The following is a 17,209-nucleotide window of genomic DNA, read 5'->3' on the forward strand; positions in this document are numbered from 1 at the left end:
CGCGACGTTGCGGCCCGGCGGACGGCGCGGCCGCCGTACAAGGCCCGGCCCGCCCCTCGGGCCGGTCGGCAGGCCGCTTGAGCAAGGCCGACCCGACTCCCAGGTTCCCCCCTGATGCGTCGAGCGGTCCGATCTTCTCCCCCGCGGGAAGATCATTGGACTGGACCTGCCGAGAGATTTCCACAGACCACATGCCTCGTCAAGGGTTGTCCACGACCCGGCGCGAGCGGTCCGACGGTTCGTCAACTATCTTCCGCTCCCGGACGGCTGGGCGGTGGGGGCGAACCGGCCCGGACGGTCGTCGGGGCGGTGGTGCGAACGGCGGCGGGGCCGGCGGCGGTCGGGAGGTGCTTCGGTGGCGGTACGGCGGCGCCAGGGCACCGGGGTCGGTGGCCGGATCGGTGACGGGATCGGTAGCAGGTTCGGTGGCAGGTTCGGTCAAGTTGTCTGTACAGCTCTGGGTTCACTGGCTGTCATCGAAGCGCCATCGAACCGGCCCGCTTCCGTCCATCTCGGGCGCATACACATAACGGGTCTGGGCCGAACGGATGCCCAGCACCCGTGATCAAGGAGCCGTCCCCCGATGATTCCGATGCCCGAACTGTCGCGCCGCACCCTGCTCGGTGGCGCGGCGGCGGCCGCCGTCCTGTCCGCCCTTCCGCTCAGCGTGCGCGAGGCGCTGGCCGCGCCGGCCCGCCCCGGCAAGCTGGCGGACATCCAGCACGTCGTGGTGTTCATGCAGGAGAACCGCGCGTTCGACCACTACTTCGGCACCCTGCCCGGCGTGCGCGGCTTCGGCGACCGGACGGCGGTGCGCGGGGTCAACGGGCGCTCGGTGTTCCACCAGCCCGACCCGGGGCGCAAGGAGGGCCACCTGCTGCCGTTCCCGATGAACGCCGCGCACACCAACGCCTACCAGCAGGGCGCCCCGGCCTTCGGCTTCGTCGACTCGATGAACGCCTGGAACGACGGCCGCGCCGACGGCTCCGTCACCCGACGCTCCGGCGGCTGGCTCGGCCAGGGCTACTACGAGCCCGCCGACATGCCCTTCTACAACGCGCTCGCCTCGGTCTTCACGGCCTGTGACGCCTACTACGCGTCGGTCCAGTGCAACACCAACACCAACCGCGAACACCTGATGACCGGGACCAGCGGCGGCACGGTGCGGGACACCCCGGTGACCGACAACACCGAGATCCCCGGCGGCTACGAGTGGACCACCTACGCCGAGCGGCTGCAGAAGGCCGGGGTCAGTTGGAAGACCTACCAGGCGCTGGACAACTTCGACGACAACGCGCTCGCCTGGTTCACCCCCTTCGTCAAGGCCAAGCCGGGCGAGCCGCTCTACGAGCGCGGCATGCGCGCGGTCGGCGACCCGGCGAAGAAGAACGACCCCTTCGCGATGGGTGACGCCCTGGTCGAGGCGTTCACCGCCGACATCCAGGCCGATCAGCTGCCGCAGGTGTCCTGGCTGATCGCCCCCGCCGCGCTCTCCGAGCACGCCAACTACGCCCCGCCGAACGGCGAGCACCTGACGGCCCGGCTGCTCGCCGCGCTGGCCGCCAAGCCGGAGGTGTGGGAGAAGACCGTCTTCATCCTCAACTACGACGAGCACGGCGGCTTCTTCGACCACCAGCTGCCGCCCGTCCCGCCGCTGGCCACCGGGCGCGGCAAGTCGACCGTGCCGGTCGACGGCGAGGTCGTGGTCCGGGTCTCCAAGGGCGGCTCGACCTACCACCGGGTGGTCAGCCAGGACGGCACGTACCGGGTGAAGGCCGCCGACGGCTCGCTCACCTGGTCCGACACCCTGCCCGCGGGCGAGACCCTGGTCTCCGGCCCCTACCCGATGGGCCTGGGCGTGCGCGTCCCGATGATCGTGGTCTCGCCGTGGACCCGCGGCGGCGTGGTCGACTCCACGGTCTACGACCACACCTCGGTGCTGCGCCTGCTGGAGCAGCGCTTCGGCGTCGAGGAGCCCAACATCAGCCCGTGGCGGCGCGCCGTCACCGGTGACCTCACCAACGTCTTCGACTTCTCCGGCCGCAACCCGGTCTGGCCCCAGCTGCCCGACACCAGCGGCAACCGGCAGAAGGTCGTCGACACCGGCAAGCTGCCCGCGCCCACCGTGCCCAACCCGCAGGCGTTCCCGCAGCAGCAGCGCGGCACCCGCACCGCCCGGATCAGCCCGTACGACCTGCTGGTCAAGCCGAGGCTCAAGGGCGGCGAACTGACCGTCGACTTCATCAACCAGGGCCGCCAGGGCGCCGTCCTCGCCGTCTACCCGGCGCCCGGCGCCGCGCCGCGCCACTACACCGTCGGCGCCAAGAGCCGGACCTCCGACGTCTGGACGGTCGGCCCCGAGGGCTACGACCTGCGGGTGCACGGCCCCAACGGCGCGCTCTGGCACCTGCGCGGGGACGCCGCCTCGGTGTACGAGATCTCGCTCTCCGAGGAGCAGAACGGCAAGGTGCTGGAGGTGGACGTGATCAACCGCTCGCGCACCGCCCAGACCTTCCTGGTCGGCGACCTCGCCTACGGCGACGGGCTGCGCGAGGTGCGGGTCGCGGCCGGGGACGACAAGACCGTCAACGTCAAGGTCGGCCCGGAGGGCTGGTACGACGTCGCGGTGGGCGTCCGCGGCGAGCTCGGCTTCCGCCGCCGGATCGCCGGGCGCTTCCCCTGGGACGGCGACCACCTGGTGACCGATCCGGCGATGGGCCTCGCCGACCCGCTCGCCCTGGACGTCACGCTCAAGGCCGCGTCCACCACCATCGACGAGGCGATCCTGCTGCCCGGCCGCCCGGCCCGGGTCACCGCCCGGTTCACCGCGACCGTCGCGCTGACCGCGATCGAGGTCCAGCCGGTCGTGCCGGCCGGCTGGACGGTCACCGCCGTGACCGCGCCGCCCGCCTCGCTCGCCGCCGGGGCCGCCGCGACCGCGGAGTGGGACGTCACCCCGCCCGCCGTGCTGCCGGACGGTGCCACCCACCGGATCCTGGTCACGGCCCGGGCACTGGCCGGCGACCGGTTCGCCCTCGCCGACGGCGAGATCGCGGCCCGTACCGCCCCGGTGATGGCCGGTCACCTGCTCGGCGAGGACTTCGAGTCGCTGGCCGGCGCGCTGCAGCCGCTCGGCGGCGTCCTCGGCTGGACGCCGCAGGCCCCGCAGGGCTGGTCGGTGGTCAACGCCCCCGGCATGCCGCAGGGCACCGTCCGCCTCCAGGGCTGGACCTTCCACACCAAGCGCGCCTGGTCCACCCCGGCCGGGCAGGACCGCGGCAACTTCAGCCGGGGCCTGGGCGTCCTCGCCGTCGCCGACCCGGACGACTGGGACGACACCGGCGCGCCGTCGGGCAAGGGCAAGTTCGACTCGACCCTGGTCTCGCCCGTCGTCCAGCTCCCGGCCGGGGCGAGCACCCTGTACCTCGGCTTCGACTCGCACTACCGGCAGGAGGCGCCGCAGAAGGCCTCCGTCACCGCTGTCTTCGACAACGGGACCGAGACCCGGCTGGTCTCCTACAGCAGCGACGCGACCGGCAACGACAACGCCGGCAAGGACGTCCAGAACGCCTTCGTCACCAAGCAGTTCGCCGTTCCGGCGGGCGCCCGCGCGGTGACCCTGAAGTTCCGGATGTACGACGCGGGCAACAACTGGTTCTGGGCGGTCGACCACATCCGCCTCGACACCAAGCCGATCTCCGGCTGACCCCGGCAGGACCGTACAGGCGGCCCGCGCACCCCGTCCCCGGGGCGCGCGGGCCGCGCTGTTCGGGCCGGGGCCGGTGAGCGTCGGGTGGGGTGAGTGGGGTGGCGTGCGGGGGCTGCGGTGGTGGGTGCGGCGGTGGTGGGTGCGGCGGCGTCAGAAGGACATCAGACCACCGCGATAGGAGATGGCGACGGCCTGGGCCCGGTCGCGCGCGTCGAGTTTGGCGAGGACGCGCTTCATATGGGTCTTCACGGTGGACTCCGCGAGGACGAGCAGGCCGGCGATCTCCGCGTTGGAGCGGCCCTCGGCGGCCAGCCGCAGGACCTGCCGCTCCCGGGCGGTCAGTTGGCCCAGCCGGGGATCCTCCGGCTCGGCGGCCGAGCGGCCCGGGGTCCGGTCGACGACCCGGGCGACCAGGCTGCGGGTGACGGCCGGGTCGAGCAGCACCTCCCCGGCGGCGAGCGACTGTACGGCGTCGATGAGGCGCTCGGGGGAGGTGCGCTTGAGCAGGAAGCCGTCGGCACCGGCGCGGAGGGCGCCCCACACGTAGTCGTCGTGATGGAAGACGGTCAGGACGAGGACCCGGGTGGGCAGGCCGGCCGCCACGATCCGGCGGGTCGCCTCGATGCCGTCGATCCCGGGCATCCGGACGTCCATCAGGACGACGTCGGGGGAGAGGTCGCGGCAGAGGTCGACCGCCTGCAGACCGTTCCTTCGACCTGGCCTACGCCAGCGCGGCCTGGACGTCCTGGCTCATCAATCTGCTCGTCGCCGAGCGTGTGGTCGTCCGGGCGGGAGCGGCGGACGGGCGTGCGGAGGTCCGGAGCGACTCCTCCAGCGGGTGCGACGGCCCGGACGTGTCGGCCCCGGCGGAGGTGACGCTTCGTAGAGGATGAGGCGGCGCGCCGGCCGGGTGAACGGCCGGGGTGAACCGCTCGGGTGAACGGTCCGGCGGCGACCCGTCCGGGCGGCCCGCCGCGCCGAACCACCCGGAGAACCGCTGTCCCCGCCGCCCAACGGCCCTGCCCCACCGACCCTGCCCACCCACGCTGCCCCACCGACCCCGGGAGACCGTGCCATGAACTCTCGCCTGCTGCGGCTGACCGGCGCCGCCACCGCCGTCTACGGCCTCGCCGTCGCCCGCCGGCCCGCACTGCTGGCGGCCCCGTCCGGGCTGACCGCCGCCGACGGTTCGCTGCCGCGCTCCGTCGCCGCCTGCCTGCGCCCGCTCGCCTTCCGGGACGCCGCCTGCGGCCTGGCGATGGCCCTCGCGCCCGACGAGTCCGCGCTGCGGGTGGCGACCCTGGTGCGGATCGCCTCGGACCTGGGCGACGCCGCGCTGTTGGCCACCGCGCTGCCCGAGCGCCGGCACCGGGTGATGGCGGTGGCCGTCTCCGTCGGCTGGGGTGCGCTCTCGGTGGCCGGTCTGCTCGGGGGTGGTCGCCGACCGCCGGGCGACGGCACCTGACCGGGGGTGGTCGCGGGCCGTCCGGCGACCAGGCCTCTTGACGGTCAAGTCTCTCGACCATTGAGAGATATGATTCCCGCTGTCCGTCACCCGCCCCTGCCCGAAGGGCGCTCCGCGATGCGCACCGGTCCAGCCGCTCCCCACCCCACTTCCCGGCGCCGAACCCGGCTGCTGGTCCCGCTCGCCCTGCTGGTCGTCTGGCTCGGCCTCGGCGGCGCCTTCGGGTCCTATGCCGGGAAGCTCTCCGAGGTGGCCACCAACGACCGGGCCGCCTTCCTGCCCCGCAGCGCCGAATCCACCGAGGTGGCCCGGCTCGGGGAGGACTTCCGGACGGCCGCCACCCTGCCGGTGATCGTGATCTGGGAGAGCCGCGCCGGAGCGGTCGACGATGCCCAGCGCGCCGCCGCCGCCCGGGCCCTGCAAGCGGCCGCGGCCGTTCCCGGTGCCACCGGGCGGGTGTCGCCCGCCCTTCCGGCCGAGGACGGCCACGCCCTGCAGGGCGTCGTCCAGTTGCGTTCCGACCTCGGCCGGCAGACCGGTGACAGCGTCCGGGCCGTCCGCGACCTCGCCGCCCAGGTGCCGGACACCACCGTGGGCCTGGCCGGCCCGGCGGCGATCGCGGCCGACCTCGGCGGCGCCTTCGCCGGTATCGACGGACTGCTGCTCGGCGTCGCCCTCGGTGTGGTGCTGCTGATCCTGCTCGCCGTGTACCGCAGCCTGCTGCTGCCGCTGCTGGTGATCCTCGGCGCGGTCTTCGCCCTCGGGATCTCCTGCGCGCTGGTCTACCTGCTCGCCGACCACGGTCTGGTCCGGGTGGACGGCCAGGTACAGGGCCTGCTGTCGATCCTGGTGATCGGCGCGGCCACCGACTACGGACTGCTGCTGTCCGCCCGGTTCCGCGAGGAACTGCACCTGCACGGCGACCGGTTCGCGGCGATGCGTGTCGCCTGGCGGCAGTCGGTCGAACCGATCGCGGCCTCCGGGACGACGGTCGCGCTCGGTCTGCTCGTCCTGCTGCTCTCCGACCTCACCAACAACCGGTCGCTCGGCCCGGTCGGCGCGATCGGGATCGGCTGCGCGGTGCTCTCCGCGCTGACCTTCCTGCCGGCCGCGCTCGTCCTGCTGGGCCGCGCCGCCTACTGGCCGGCCCGACCGGCCGCCGACGGGCGGGCCCCGGTGAACGCCGTCTGGCAGCGGGTGGCCGCCCTGGTCGGGCGCCGGCCGCGCGGCACCTGGGCGGCGAGCCTGGCCGTGCTCGCCGCACTCGCCGCCTTCGCGCCTACCCTGGACTCGGGCGGCGTCCCGCAGAGCGAACTCTTCATCAAGGCCCAGCCCTCGGCGGCCGGGCAGGCCCTGCTCTCGCGGCACTTCCCCGGCGGCGCCGGCAACCCGGCCGTGGTGATCGCCGCCGCCGGGCGGGCCGAGGCGGTCGCCGCGGCGGCGGCCGTCCCCGGGGTGGCCGGCGTCCGCCCGTACGCCGGCGGGGCGCCCGGCGGCGCTCCCGAGGTGGTGGACGGGCGGGTCCGGTTGGACGTCACGCTCGCCGACCCGGCCGACAGCGACGCGGCCATCGCCACCGTCCAGCGCCTGCGGGAGGCCGTGCACGCGGTGCCGGGCGGGGACGCGCTGGTCGGCGGGTACACCGCGCAGCAGTACGACACCCGGATCACGGCGGAGCGGGACCGGGGGTTGATCATGCCGGTCGTGCTGCTCTGCATCCTCGTCGTGCTCGTGCTGCTGCTGCGCTCGCTGCTCGCCCCGCTGCTGCTCGCCGCCACCGTCGCGCTCTCCTACCTGGCCACGCTCGGTGTCAGCGCGCTCGTCTTCGACCACGTCTTCGGCTTCAGTGCCGTCGACCCCTCCGTGCCGCTGTACGGGTACGTGTTCCTGGTCGCGCTGGGCGTGGACTACAACATCTTCCTGATGACCCGGGTCCGGGAGGAGGCGCTGCGGGTCGGCACCCGGGAGGGGGTGCTGCGCGGGCTGACGGCCACCGGTGGGGTGATCACCTCGGCCGGGGTGGTGCTGGCCGCGACCTTCGCCGCGCTCGGCGTGATCCCGCTGGCCTTCCTCGCCCAGATCGCCTTCATCGTCGCCTTCGGGGTGCTGCTGGACACCCTGCTGGTGCGCTCGCTGCTGGTGCCCGCGCTGGTCCGGGACCTCGGGGAGCGGGTCTGGTGGCCGGCCCGGCCGGGCCGCTCGGCGATCGGTGCGGCGGTACCCGAGCCGGTCGGCAAGCACGTCTGACACGGTCGGGCCGGTTAGGCTGAACGGGTAACAGCGGTAGGAACGCCGTACGCGACCGGAGCGGATGACCTTGTCGGAGCAGGACCCGAGCACGCCATCACCCGCCCCGGTACCGTCGGACGCTCCGCCGCCGGCCGTGCCGGTGGCGTCCGACACCCTGGCGCTCGGGCGGCTGCTGCAGGACCTCGCCGCCGAGATGCACCTGCTCGGGCACGGCTTCGCCGCCGCCAGCGGTCTGCACGCCACCGACGTCCAGGCGCTGCTCGCGGTGATGCGGGCGGCGCCCGGCCCGGCCGGTGGCCAGGGCGGGATCACCCCCGGCCGGCTCGGCGAGGAGCTGGCCCTCACCTCGGGGGCGGTCACCGCCGTGCTGGACCGGTTGGAGCGGGCCGGGCACGTCCACCGGACCCGGGACGTCGCCGACCGTCGTCAGGTGCTGGTGCGGTACCTGCCCGGTGCCGGGCGGATGGCCGCCGAGTGGTTCGCGCCGGTGGCCCGGCGCACCGAGGCGGTGCGCGGTGAGTTCACCCCGGCGGAGCTGGCGGCGGTGGCGCGCTTCCTCGGCCGGATGACCGGTGAGCTGGAGGACCTGCGCCACGCGCGCTGACCCGCACCGTCCCGCCGCCGCACCGTCCCGCCGCCCGACCGCGACCCGCACCCATCCGCCGCCCCGCCGGGACCGACCCGCCCCGTCCGGACCGTCAGCCCGACCGGCGCGCGATCAGGGCCGCCAGGCCGTCCAGGATGCGCTCCAGGCCGAACTCCAACGCCTGGTCACGGCCGTCCCGCTCCGTCATCGCGACCGCCAGTGCCGGGAACCGCTCGGCGTGTTCCTGGACCAGCCCGCCGAGGACGGCCACCAGCTCCGACTCCGGCCGGCCGGCCGGTCCGGCCGCTCGGAGCTGTTCGGTGATGCCGCGGACGTGACCGGCCAGCAGGACGGCGGTGTCCATCCGCTCCGGCCCGGTCAGACCGGTGCCGTCCAGGGCGGCCACCACCCGTTCCAGCCAGGAGAGTTCCTTCGGGCCCGGCACCCGGGGGCCGACGGTGGCGTCGAGCAGCCAGGGGTGCGCGCCGAAGGTCGCGGCCACCTGCCGGGCCCAGGCGTGGAGTTCGGTGCGCCAGGCGGGCGGCGCGTCCTCCGGTGCCCCGCCGGTCGGAGGGGTTCCGGGCGGCCCCGCCGGGGTCGGTTCTCCGATCGCGGCCTCGACCATCAGGGCCACCAGTTCGGCCTTGCCCGGCACATAGCGGTAGAGCGACATCTTGGTGTAGTCGAGCAGCCCGGCCACCCGCTGCATGGAGACGGCGCCGATCCCCTCCGCGTCCGCGATCTCGATGCCCGCCCGGGCGATCCGCTCCAGGCTGAGCGCCGGCTTGGGCCCCCGGCTCGGCTTCTGGTGGGGGCCCCAGAGCAGCCGCGCCGTGTCTCCCGCTCCGCCGCCGGATGTGCTGCCCAAATCCCCGCTCCTGTCCCGGTCTCCGTCGGTGCCTTGCACGCCGACCCAACTGTGTCTACCGTACACAGCAACAATCAGTGTCCGACGGACACAGTTTCTCGGTTCTCCCGGACGGAGTGGTTCACATGGGTGCGAAAGTCCTCATCTCGGGTGCGAGCATCGCCGGCCCCGCCCTGGCCCACTGGCTCGGGCGGTACGGCTTCGAGCCCACCGTCGTCGAGCTGGCCCCCGCCCTGCGCGGCGGCGGCCAGGCCGTCGACTTCCGCGGCGACACCCACCTGACCGTGCTGGAACGGATGGGCCTGCTCGACGAGTTGCGCCGGCTCGACACCGGCGGCAGCCCGATGGACTTCGTCGACCGGCGCGGTCGCCGGAAGCTCCACCTGCCGGCCGACTTCGCCGGGGGCGAGGTCGAGGTGCCGCGCGGCGAACTGGCCCAGCTGCTCCACCGGCACAGCCTGCCGTCCACCGAGTACGTCTTCGGCGACTCGGTCACCGCGTTGGAGGAGACGCCCACCGGCGTCCGGGTGGAGTTCCGCCACGGCGCCCCGCGCACGTTCGACCTGGTGATCGGCGCGGACGGCCTGCACTCCACCGTCCGCCGGCTCGCATTCGGCCCCGAGCAGCGCTACGTCCGGCACCTCGGCTACTACGCGGCCACCTGGCAGCTGCCCAACTACCTCGGCCTGCGGTCCGGTTCGGTCGGCCTCAACGTGCCGGGCCGGCTCGCCGCCGTCGGCGCGGACCACCGCGACCCGGCCCGGGCGGGCGCCTTCTTCCTCTTCGCCGCGCCCGAGCTGCGCTACGACAGGCACGACCGGGACCAGCAGAAGGCGCTGGTCGCGGACGCCTTCGCCGATCTCGGCTGGGAGGTGCCGCGCCTGCTGGAGAGCCTGCGCGAAGCCCCGGAACTCTACTTCGACTCGATCAGCCGGGCGGACGTCCCGGCCTGGTCCACCGGCCGGATCGCCCTGGTCGGGGACGCTGCCTGCGGGGCCACCATCGGTGGGATGGGGACGGGCACCGCGGTGGTGGCCGGGTACGTCCTGGCCGGTGAACTCGCCCGCGCCCGGGGCGACCACCGCACCGCCTTCACCCGGTACGAGGAGACCCTGCGCGGCTACGCCGAGGGCTGCCAGCGGGGTGGGGACCGGACCGGGCCGTTCCTGGCCCCGGGCACGGCGGCCGGACTCCGGCTGCGCAACGGGCTGTTGGGCCGGCGGTGGATCCTGAACCGGATGCTGGAGCTGGGCCGGAAGGTCAGCGGCACGGTCGTCCTGCCCGACTACCAGGCGGAGTTCGCCGCCCACTGATCCTCGGGGGTGCCGTCGTGCACGGTGCCGAACAGGTCGGCGGCGGGCTCGGTGGCGGGTTCAGTGGCCGGGCCGGCGGGCGCCGCGTGCCTCGACCGTGCGGCGTGCCCCATCCGGTAGCCGATCCCGCGGACCGTGATGATCCAGCGGCTGCAGCCGAGCTTCGCCCGCAGCGTGCTCACATGGGTGTCGATGGTGCGACTGGTCTGTCCCCAGTCGCTTCCCCACACCTTGGCCATCAGCTCCTTCCGCGACACCACGGTCTCGGGGTTGGCGGCGAGTATGTAGAGCAACTCGAACTCCTTGGACGTCACCTCGATCAGCCGGTCGCGCAGCCGCACCTCCCGGGTCCGCGGATCGATGTGCAGCGGGAGCAGCGAGATGGCCTCGGGAGCGGCCGGGCCGGGGCGGCGGGAGGACCGGCGGAGAACCGCGTCGATGCGCGCCCCCATCTCCCGGAAACCCCAGGTCCGCGCGACACAGTCGTCGGCCCCCGCCTTCAGCGCGAGCACCCGTTCCAACTCGTCGTCCCGGCGGGTGAACGCGATCAGCGGCACGTCGCTCTCGGTCCGCAGGCTCCGGCACACCTCGATGCCGTCGACATCGGGCAGTTCCAGCGAGAGCAGCACCAGATCGGCCTCACGGTACGTGCGCAGCGCCTGCGCACCCGTGCCGACGCTGCGGGCGACGAACCCCTGTCGGCGCAGATCGCGCACCATCGACTCGGCAAAGGTGATCTCCCGCTCCACCACGAGTACGTTTCTCATTTCCGAGCTCCCTCCTCCGGACGCCAAGCCCCTCCGTACCCACCCCCCGCTCGCCCCCCGAGCCGCACCCGGGCGCCGTTCGAATGTCAAAGTACCGCTTCCGGCGAGAACGTCACCGAATCGGGCCGGTCGGCCGGATTCCGCTTCCGACCTGCGAAGACATCCTCCGGAAACGCTCTCGCCATGGATCCGGTGGTGCCGGCCCGCTGTGCGGCTCCGAACGGTCCGATCAGCTCCTCGGAGCCTTCGACCGCAGGTCAGAGCGCTGCCGTCGCCGGTGGGGGCGTGGGCGCGGGGCGGGCGCGGGCAGGCGCTCCGGCACCCGTGTCAACACTTCATGAACTCTGCCGCGCCGTCCGGCATGCGGACGACGCGGCAGGGGCCCGGGCCGGGGGAGAACGCGGCCGAGAACGCCGGGGGAGAACCCGGGGGAGAACGCCGGGAGGCCACCGAAGGCCCGGGGGACAGGTTGCCTTCGGTGGCCGTTCCGGGGAGTGGGTGACGGTCCGTCACCCACCCGAATCGCCTTACGCGGTGGGGCGCTTGGCGGGGAAGCCGTGGCTGCGGGCGGCCAGGACCACCACGAGCACCGGCAGCAGGAGCAGCAGCACCGTCCAGGGGAAGGAGTCGCTGCCGCTCACGTCGAGCAGGACACCGCCGATGATGCCGCCCGCGGCCATCGCGACGTTCCACAGCGTCACGAGCATGGTCTGGGCCGCGTCGGCCTGGTCGCCGCCCGCGTCGGCGACCGCCGTCTGCAGCAGGGTCGGAATGCCGCCCCAGCCCAGGCCCCACAGGGCGGACGCGACGTACACCAGGGCCGTGCTGTCGGCGAGCACCGCGAGCAGCAGCGCCGCCGCGGCGACGAGCAGCGTGCTGGCGACCGTGAGCGAGCGCAGCTTGGCGTGGATCTGCGAGCCGACGATCCAGATGCTCGCGAGCGAGGCCGCCCCGAAGACGAGCAGCACCAGGTCGGTGCTGTCGCCCAGGCCGTGGTCGTCGAGGAAGGAGGCGATGTAGGCGTACAGGACGGTGTGCGCCAGGACGAAGACCAGCGTCACGAACAGCACCGGCGTCACGCCGGGCACGCTCAGCGCCCGCAGCATCCTCGGCCGCTCGCCCGCCTGCTGGCCCGGGTAGTCCGGCACCGTCGCGGAGATCCAGAGCAGCAGCAGGACGGTGAGCCCGGTCATCGCGAAGAACGGCACCCGCCAGTCGGTCTGGGTGCCCAGGAAGGTGCCGGCCGGCACCCCGAGCGAGAGCGCGACCGGGATGCCGGCCATCGCGATGGCGATCGCCTTGCCCTGGAGCGCGGGGGGAGCCATCCGCCGGGCGTAGCCGGCGAGCAGGGCCCAGGCCAGACCGGCCGCGACACCCGCGACGAACCGCGCGACCATCGTCAGACCGTAGACCGACGACACCGCCGTGACGGTGTTGGCCACGGCGAAGCCCGCCATGGACGTCAGGAGCAGCCGCTTGCGCCGCCAGCCGGCGGTGGCCGAGGCCAGCGGGATCGCGGTCAGGGCGGTGCCGATCGCGTAGATCGTGACCGTCTGGCCGGTCGCGGACTCGCTCACCCGGAGGTCCGAGCTCATCGAGGGCAGCAGGCCGGCGGGCAGGGTCTCGGTGAGGCTGGTGATGAAGACGGCGGTGGCGAGGGCGATCAGGGCGAGCAGCGGAAGCTTCTGCGGTTCCTCGCCACCCGCCGCCGCGGGCGGCGAGGAGCGGGTCTCCGAGCCGGGAGCGTCGGTGATGTCGGGTGAGGTGCTCATGGGGCGTGCTCCGGAGGTTCCAGGGGAAGGGACGGGTGGTGCGAAGGGGCGGCCGGTGTACTGCCCGGGGGGTCGGCCGGCCCGGTGGGTTCGGGCGAGCCGGCTAGGAGTGCGCCAGACCGCCGTCGACGGGGAGCCGGGCGCCGGTCGTGAACGTCGCCTCGGTGGCCAGGAAGAGCGCGGCGCGGGCCACCTCCTCGGCGGAGCCGAGCCGGCCGAGCGGCGGCAGCGGCGCGGCGCCCGCGGGCGCCGCCTCGATACAGCCCGGGGCCACCGCGTTGACCCGGATACCGCGCGGGACCAGCTCGGCGGCGAGCGTGCGCACGGCGGCGGCGGACGGTGCCGGGGCGGTGAGCACCACCGCGCCGCCGTCCCGGAGGTACGGCAGCAGCGGGCGGACCCCGGCCACGGCATCGGCGAACAGCAGGTCGGTGTCGTCGATGCCGGTACCGCCGTCCTCGGCGCTCTCGACGACAGTGGCGGTGGAGCCCAGCTCGGTCCTGGCCCGGGCGCGTTCCTCGGCGGTACGGGCGGTCAGCAGGACGAGCGCTCCGCCCTCCACCAGCCGTTTGGCGATGGCCAGGCCGATATCGGGGTCCTGGCCGAGGACGACGGCCCTGCGGCCCGCGTACCTGGTCATGCCGGTCACTCCTTCCGCCGCTCGGCGACTCAGTGGTTCCGACAGTGCCCGAGGGCGCTTCCGGGGCACTGCGGATCCGCTGCCGGTGCGCTGAGGGTCGGCTGACGGCCCCTCGAAGATCCCCCGGGCCGGGCCGGCGCCCCCGGGGCGCGATACGGTGGCCGACATGCGGTTTGGGGTACTGGGACCACTCGTGGTGTGGGGCGACGACGGCGAGGAGATCACCGTCCCCGAGGTCAAGGTCCGGGGTCTGCTCGCGGACCTGCTGGCGCACGGCGGCGGCCCGGTCTCCGCCGACCGCCTCATCCAGGACCTGTGGGGCGACGAACCGCCCGGGAAGCCCGAGGGCGCGCTCCAGGGCAAGGTCTCCCAGCTGCGCCGGGTGCTCGGCCGGGACCGCGTGCTGCGCCAGGGCGCGGGGTACCGCCTGCGGCTGGACCGGGCCGCCCACGAGGTGGACGCCGACCGTTTTGGCGGTCTGGTGGCCGGGGCCGGCGCCGTCGACGACCCGCGCGCCCGGGCGGCGCTGCTCACCGAGGCCCTCGACCTGTGGCGGGGGCCGGCGTACGCGGACTTCGCCGACGAGGAGTTCGTCCGGGCGGCGGCGTGCCGCCTCGCCGAGCAGCGGCTCGCCGTTCTGGAGGAGCAGGCCGAGGCGCGGCTCCTCGCCGGTGACCACACGCTCCTGGCCGGCGAACTGGCCGCCCTGGTCGCCAGGCACCCGCTGCGCGAGCGGCTGCGCGCGGTCCAGATGCGCGCCCTCTACCTCGCGGGCCGCCAGAGCGAGGCCCTCGCCGGCTACGAGGACCTCCGCTCCCGGCTCGCCGAGGAGCTGGGTGTCGACCCCGCGCCCGCTCTGACCGCCCTGCACCGGGCCGTCCTCCGCCAGGACCCGGGCCTGGGCGACGGGCTGGGCGACGGCCTCGGCACCGGCCGCACCGCCGCGCCACCCCGGACGGCGCCCGCCGGGTCTGCCGCGCTCACCGGGCCCGCGCACACCCCGGACCCGCTGGTCCCCGCGCTGCCCGTGACCCCCGCGCTGCCCGTGACCCCCGTCGCCCCACGCCCCGCGCCGCCCTCCGGCGGTGCCGTGGAGAGGGCGGCCGCCACCCCGGCCGCCGGTGAGTACTCCAACCTGCCCGTACCGCTGACGCGCCTCATCGGGCGGGAACAGGCCGTCACCCGGGTGTCCGGGCTCCTGGACGACAACCGCCTGGTGACCCTCGCGGGCGCCGGCGGCGTCGGCAAGACGCGGCTGGCCGTGGCGGCCGCCGCGGCGATGGCGGAGCGCGGTCCGGCCGGCGACCGGCCCGACGGGATCCGGCTCGTGGAGTTCGCGGGAGTCCGCGGCGGCACCGCCGCCGACCTGGCCCAGGTCGTCGCCACCACGCTCGGCATCCGGGACGACGCCCCCGCCGCGCCGCCGGGCACGGGCGGCGGGGCGGGCGCCGCCTCGCCCGCCCACCGGCTCGCCGCCGCGCTGCGGGAGCGCCGTACCCTGCTGGTCCTGGACAACTGCGAGCACGTCGTCGACGCGGCGGCGGACCTCGCCGCGTTGCTGCTGCGGACCGCGCCCGGCCTGCGGGTGCTCGCCACCAGCCAGGAGCCGCTGGGACTGACCGGCGAGGCCGTGTTCCTGGTCGAGCCGCTGGGGACCGACGACGCCGTGCGGCTGTTCAACGAGCGCGCCGCCGCCCACGACCCCGGCTTCCCCCGGGACCCGGACCGGGGCGACCTCGCCGACCGCGCGGCCGTCGCCGAGATCTGCCGCCGGCTGGACGGCATCCCGCTCGCCCTGGAACTCGCCGCCACCCGCGTACGCACGCTGGGCGTACGGGAGTTGGCGACGCGCCTGGGCGACCGGTTCCGTCTCCTGAGCTCCCGCCGGCGCGGCGCGCCCGCCCGCCAGCAGACCCTGCGCGCCGTGATCGACTGGAGCTGGGAGCTGCTCAGCGCACCCGAGCGGATCGTGCTGCGCCGCCTGGCGGTGCACAGCGACGGCTGCGACCTGGACGCCGCGGAGGCCACCTGCGCGGGCGACGGTGTGACCCGCGACGAGGTCCTCGACCTGGTGACGCGGCTGGTCGACCGGTCCCTCGTGGTGGTGGTGGACCAGCCCACCGGGCGGCGCTACCGCCTCCTGGAGTCCGTCGCCGTGTACGCCACCGAGCGGCTGCACGAGATGGCGGACCTCGACGCCGTGCGCGGCCGTCATCTGCGCTACTACCTCGCGCTCGCCGAACGCGCCGAGCCCCGGCTGCGTGGCGCGGGCCAGCGGTCCTGGCTCGCCCGGCTGGACGCCGAGGCGGGCAACCTCCGCGCGGCCCTCGACGAGGCGGTGCGCCGGACGCCGGAGGGGGACGGCGGTGAGGCGGTGCGCCTGGCCACCGCCCTGGCCTGGTGGTGGCTGCTCCGCGGCCGGCTCACCGAGGGGCGTCGCAGCCTGACCGCGGCGCTCGCCGCCGCGCCCCGGCCCACCTCCGAACTCGCCCTCCTGCACGGGGCGTTCGCGCTCCTCACCGGCGACCGTGCGGAGGCGCGGGCGCTGGCCTGCACGGTGGCGTCGGCCGGCGCCGTGCCCGACCCGGTGCGCCGCGCCCGTGCGCTGTGGCTCTGCGCGTACGGCTTGTTCAGCGCGGGCGAGGCCGCCGAGGGCGAGGAGTTGAACGCCCACGCCCTCGCGGTCTTCGCCGAGGAGGGCGACCAGTGGGGCACCGCCGCCGCGCTCGGTCTGCGGGCCACGCTCGCCCTGGTCCGCGGCGATCTCGCCGGACTCGGTCGCGACGGCCTGCGCAGCGCCGCGCTCTTCCGTGAACTGGGTGACGGGTGGGGAGAGTTGCAGACGGTCTCGCCGCTCGCCGCGCTCGCGGAGATCAAGGGGGAGTACCCGGAGGCGGCCCGCCGTCAGCGTGAAGGGCTGCACATCGCACGGGAGCTGGGGCTGGAGGCCGAGGTGTCGGCGCGGCTCTCCGGACTCGGCCGGCTCGCCCTGCTGGCCCATGACTGGGAGCGGGGCCGTGATCTGCACGAGCGGGCCCGCCGGATCGCGGCCGAACAGGGCTACAAGTACGGGGAGATCCACTCCGAGATGGGCCTCGCGCTCGGCGCGCGCCGCTCCGGCGACCTGGCCGCCGCCGAGGCGCACCTGCTGCACATCCGCGACGGCTACGCCGAGGTGTCCTCGGAGGCGGGTGACCATCTGCTGCTCGCGGAACTCGGCTTCGTCGCCGAACTCCGGGGCGACGCCGGGCCGGCGGCCGATCGCCACCTGCGCGGTTGGGCGGTCGCCCGCTCCCTCGACGAGCCGCGCGCGCTGGCCCTCTCCCTGGAGGGACTGGCCGGCGCGGCCGTCGTCGCCGGTCGGGGGCGCGCCGGCCGGCCCGGTGCCGAGTGCGGGGCGCTGCTGCTCGGCGCGGCGGACGCGGCACGTCGAGGCGTGGGGGCGCCGTTGCCGCCGGCCGAGCGCGGCGACACGGACCGGATCGCGGCGGCGGCCCGGGCGGCCCTGGGGGAGGCCGGCTTCACGGACGCGTTCGAGCGCGGCGGGCGGCTCACCGCGACGGAGGCGGTGCACCGCGCGGGCCGGGCCCTCGGCTGGCAGATCCCTCCGCCGGCAGGAACGCGCCCGGCGGACTCTCGCCCGGCGGATTCTCGCCCGGCGGGCGGCGGGTGACGACGGCGCCACGAGCCACCGGCCGGGCGAGAATCCGCCGGGCATTGTGCGGGCGCGGGGGGGGGGGCGGGCCCGCCCCCCCCCCCCCCGGGCCGGGCCCCCCCCCCCCCGCCCCGGGGGGCGGGGGGGGCGGGGGGCCCCCGCCGCGGGGGGGGGGGGGGGCGGC

General features: G+C 75.1%; 11 protein-coding genes. 6 read left to right on the plus strand and 5 right to left on the minus strand.

Translation table 11 applies throughout. The features are described 5' to 3' along the window. The first annotated feature begins 583 nt into the window (after nt 1–583). Nucleotides 584–3,706: a phosphocholine-specific phospholipase C gene (locus tag ACIQTO_RS31265; RefSeq protein WP_402395120.1), complete on the plus strand. Its 3,123-nt coding sequence runs from the start codon at nt 584–586 to the stop codon at nt 3,704–3,706. Nucleotides 3,707–3,859: 153 nt separating this feature from the next. Here the strand turns inward: ACIQTO_RS31265 and ACIQTO_RS31270 are convergent, their stop codons facing one another. Further along, complete coding sequence (locus ACIQTO_RS31270) at nt 3,860–4,411, minus strand: response regulator (RefSeq protein ID WP_402395294.1); 552 nt, start codon at nt 4,409–4,411, stop codon at nt 3,860–3,862. A gap of 373 nt (nt 4,412–4,784) precedes the next feature. Between ACIQTO_RS31270 and ACIQTO_RS31275 the strand changes: the two genes are divergently transcribed. The 3 genes from ACIQTO_RS31275 (at nt 4,785) to ACIQTO_RS31285 (ending at nt 8,028) form a co-directional block, all read left to right on the plus strand. Then, nucleotides 4,785–5,174: a hypothetical protein gene (locus tag ACIQTO_RS31275; protein WP_402395123.1), complete on the plus strand. Its 390-nt coding sequence runs from the start codon at nt 4,785–4,787 to the stop codon at nt 5,172–5,174. 117 nt (nt 5,175–5,291) lie between these two features. Continuing rightward, entirely contained in the window at nt 5,292–7,421 is a 2,130-nt protein-coding gene (locus ACIQTO_RS31280) for an MMPL family transporter (protein WP_402395125.1), read from the plus strand. A gap of 64 nt (nt 7,422–7,485) precedes the next feature. After that, on the plus strand, nt 7,486–8,028 hold the full coding sequence (locus ACIQTO_RS31285; RefSeq protein WP_402395128.1) for a MarR family winged helix-turn-helix transcriptional regulator: 543 nt from the start codon (nt 7,486–7,488) through the stop codon (nt 8,026–8,028). A 94-nt stretch (nt 8,029–8,122) separates the two neighbouring features. Here ACIQTO_RS31285 and ACIQTO_RS31290 read toward each other — a convergent pair whose 3' ends face one another. Further along, on the minus strand, nt 8,123–8,878 hold the full coding sequence (locus ACIQTO_RS31290) for a TetR/AcrR family transcriptional regulator (RefSeq protein WP_402395130.1): 756 nt from the start codon (nt 8,876–8,878) through the stop codon (nt 8,123–8,125). A 125-nt stretch (nt 8,879–9,003) separates the two neighbouring features. On the opposite strand from ACIQTO_RS31290, the gene ACIQTO_RS31295 reads away from it, so the two are divergent. Then, nucleotides 9,004–10,191, plus strand: coding sequence for an FAD-dependent monooxygenase (locus ACIQTO_RS31295; protein ID WP_402395133.1), 1,188 nt, complete (start codon nt 9,004–9,006; stop codon nt 10,189–10,191). On the opposite strand, the gene ACIQTO_RS31300 is transcribed toward ACIQTO_RS31295, so the two are convergent. The 3 genes from ACIQTO_RS31300 to ACIQTO_RS31310 all read right to left on the minus strand — a co-directional run bounded on the left by ACIQTO_RS31300 (nt 10,164) and on the right by ACIQTO_RS31310 (nt 13,370). After that, nucleotides 10,164–10,958 carry a response regulator transcription factor gene (locus ACIQTO_RS31300; protein ID WP_402395136.1) on the minus strand — a complete coding sequence of 265 codons (795 nt, stop codon included), beginning with the start codon at nt 10,956–10,958 and terminating at the stop codon, nt 10,164–10,166. The two genes, ACIQTO_RS31295 and ACIQTO_RS31300, sit on opposite strands and share 28 nt — an antisense overlap. 527 nt (nt 10,959–11,485) lie before the next feature. After that, complete coding sequence (locus tag ACIQTO_RS31305) at nt 11,486–12,730, minus strand: MFS transporter (RefSeq protein WP_402395139.1); 1,245 nt, start codon at nt 12,728–12,730, stop codon at nt 11,486–11,488. Between the two features lie 103 nt (nt 12,731–12,833). Next, nucleotides 12,834–13,370 carry an SDR family oxidoreductase gene (locus ACIQTO_RS31310; protein ID WP_402395142.1) on the minus strand — a complete coding sequence of 179 codons (537 nt, stop codon included), beginning with the start codon at nt 13,368–13,370 and terminating at the stop codon, nt 12,834–12,836. A 166-nt stretch (nt 13,371–13,536) separates the two neighbouring features. Here ACIQTO_RS31310 and ACIQTO_RS31315 point away from each other — a divergent pair, with 166 nt between their 5' ends. Further along, nucleotides 13,537–17,043, plus strand: coding sequence for an AfsR/SARP family transcriptional regulator (locus ACIQTO_RS31315; protein ID WP_402395145.1), 3,507 nt, complete (start codon nt 13,537–13,539; stop codon nt 17,041–17,043). The last annotated feature ends 166 nt before the right edge of the window (nt 17,044–17,209 follow it).

The sequence above is a fragment of the Kitasatospora sp. NPDC091207 genome (assembly GCF_044768625.1).
Taxonomy (GTDB): Bacteria; Actinomycetota; Actinomycetes; order Streptomycetales; family Streptomycetaceae; genus Kitasatospora.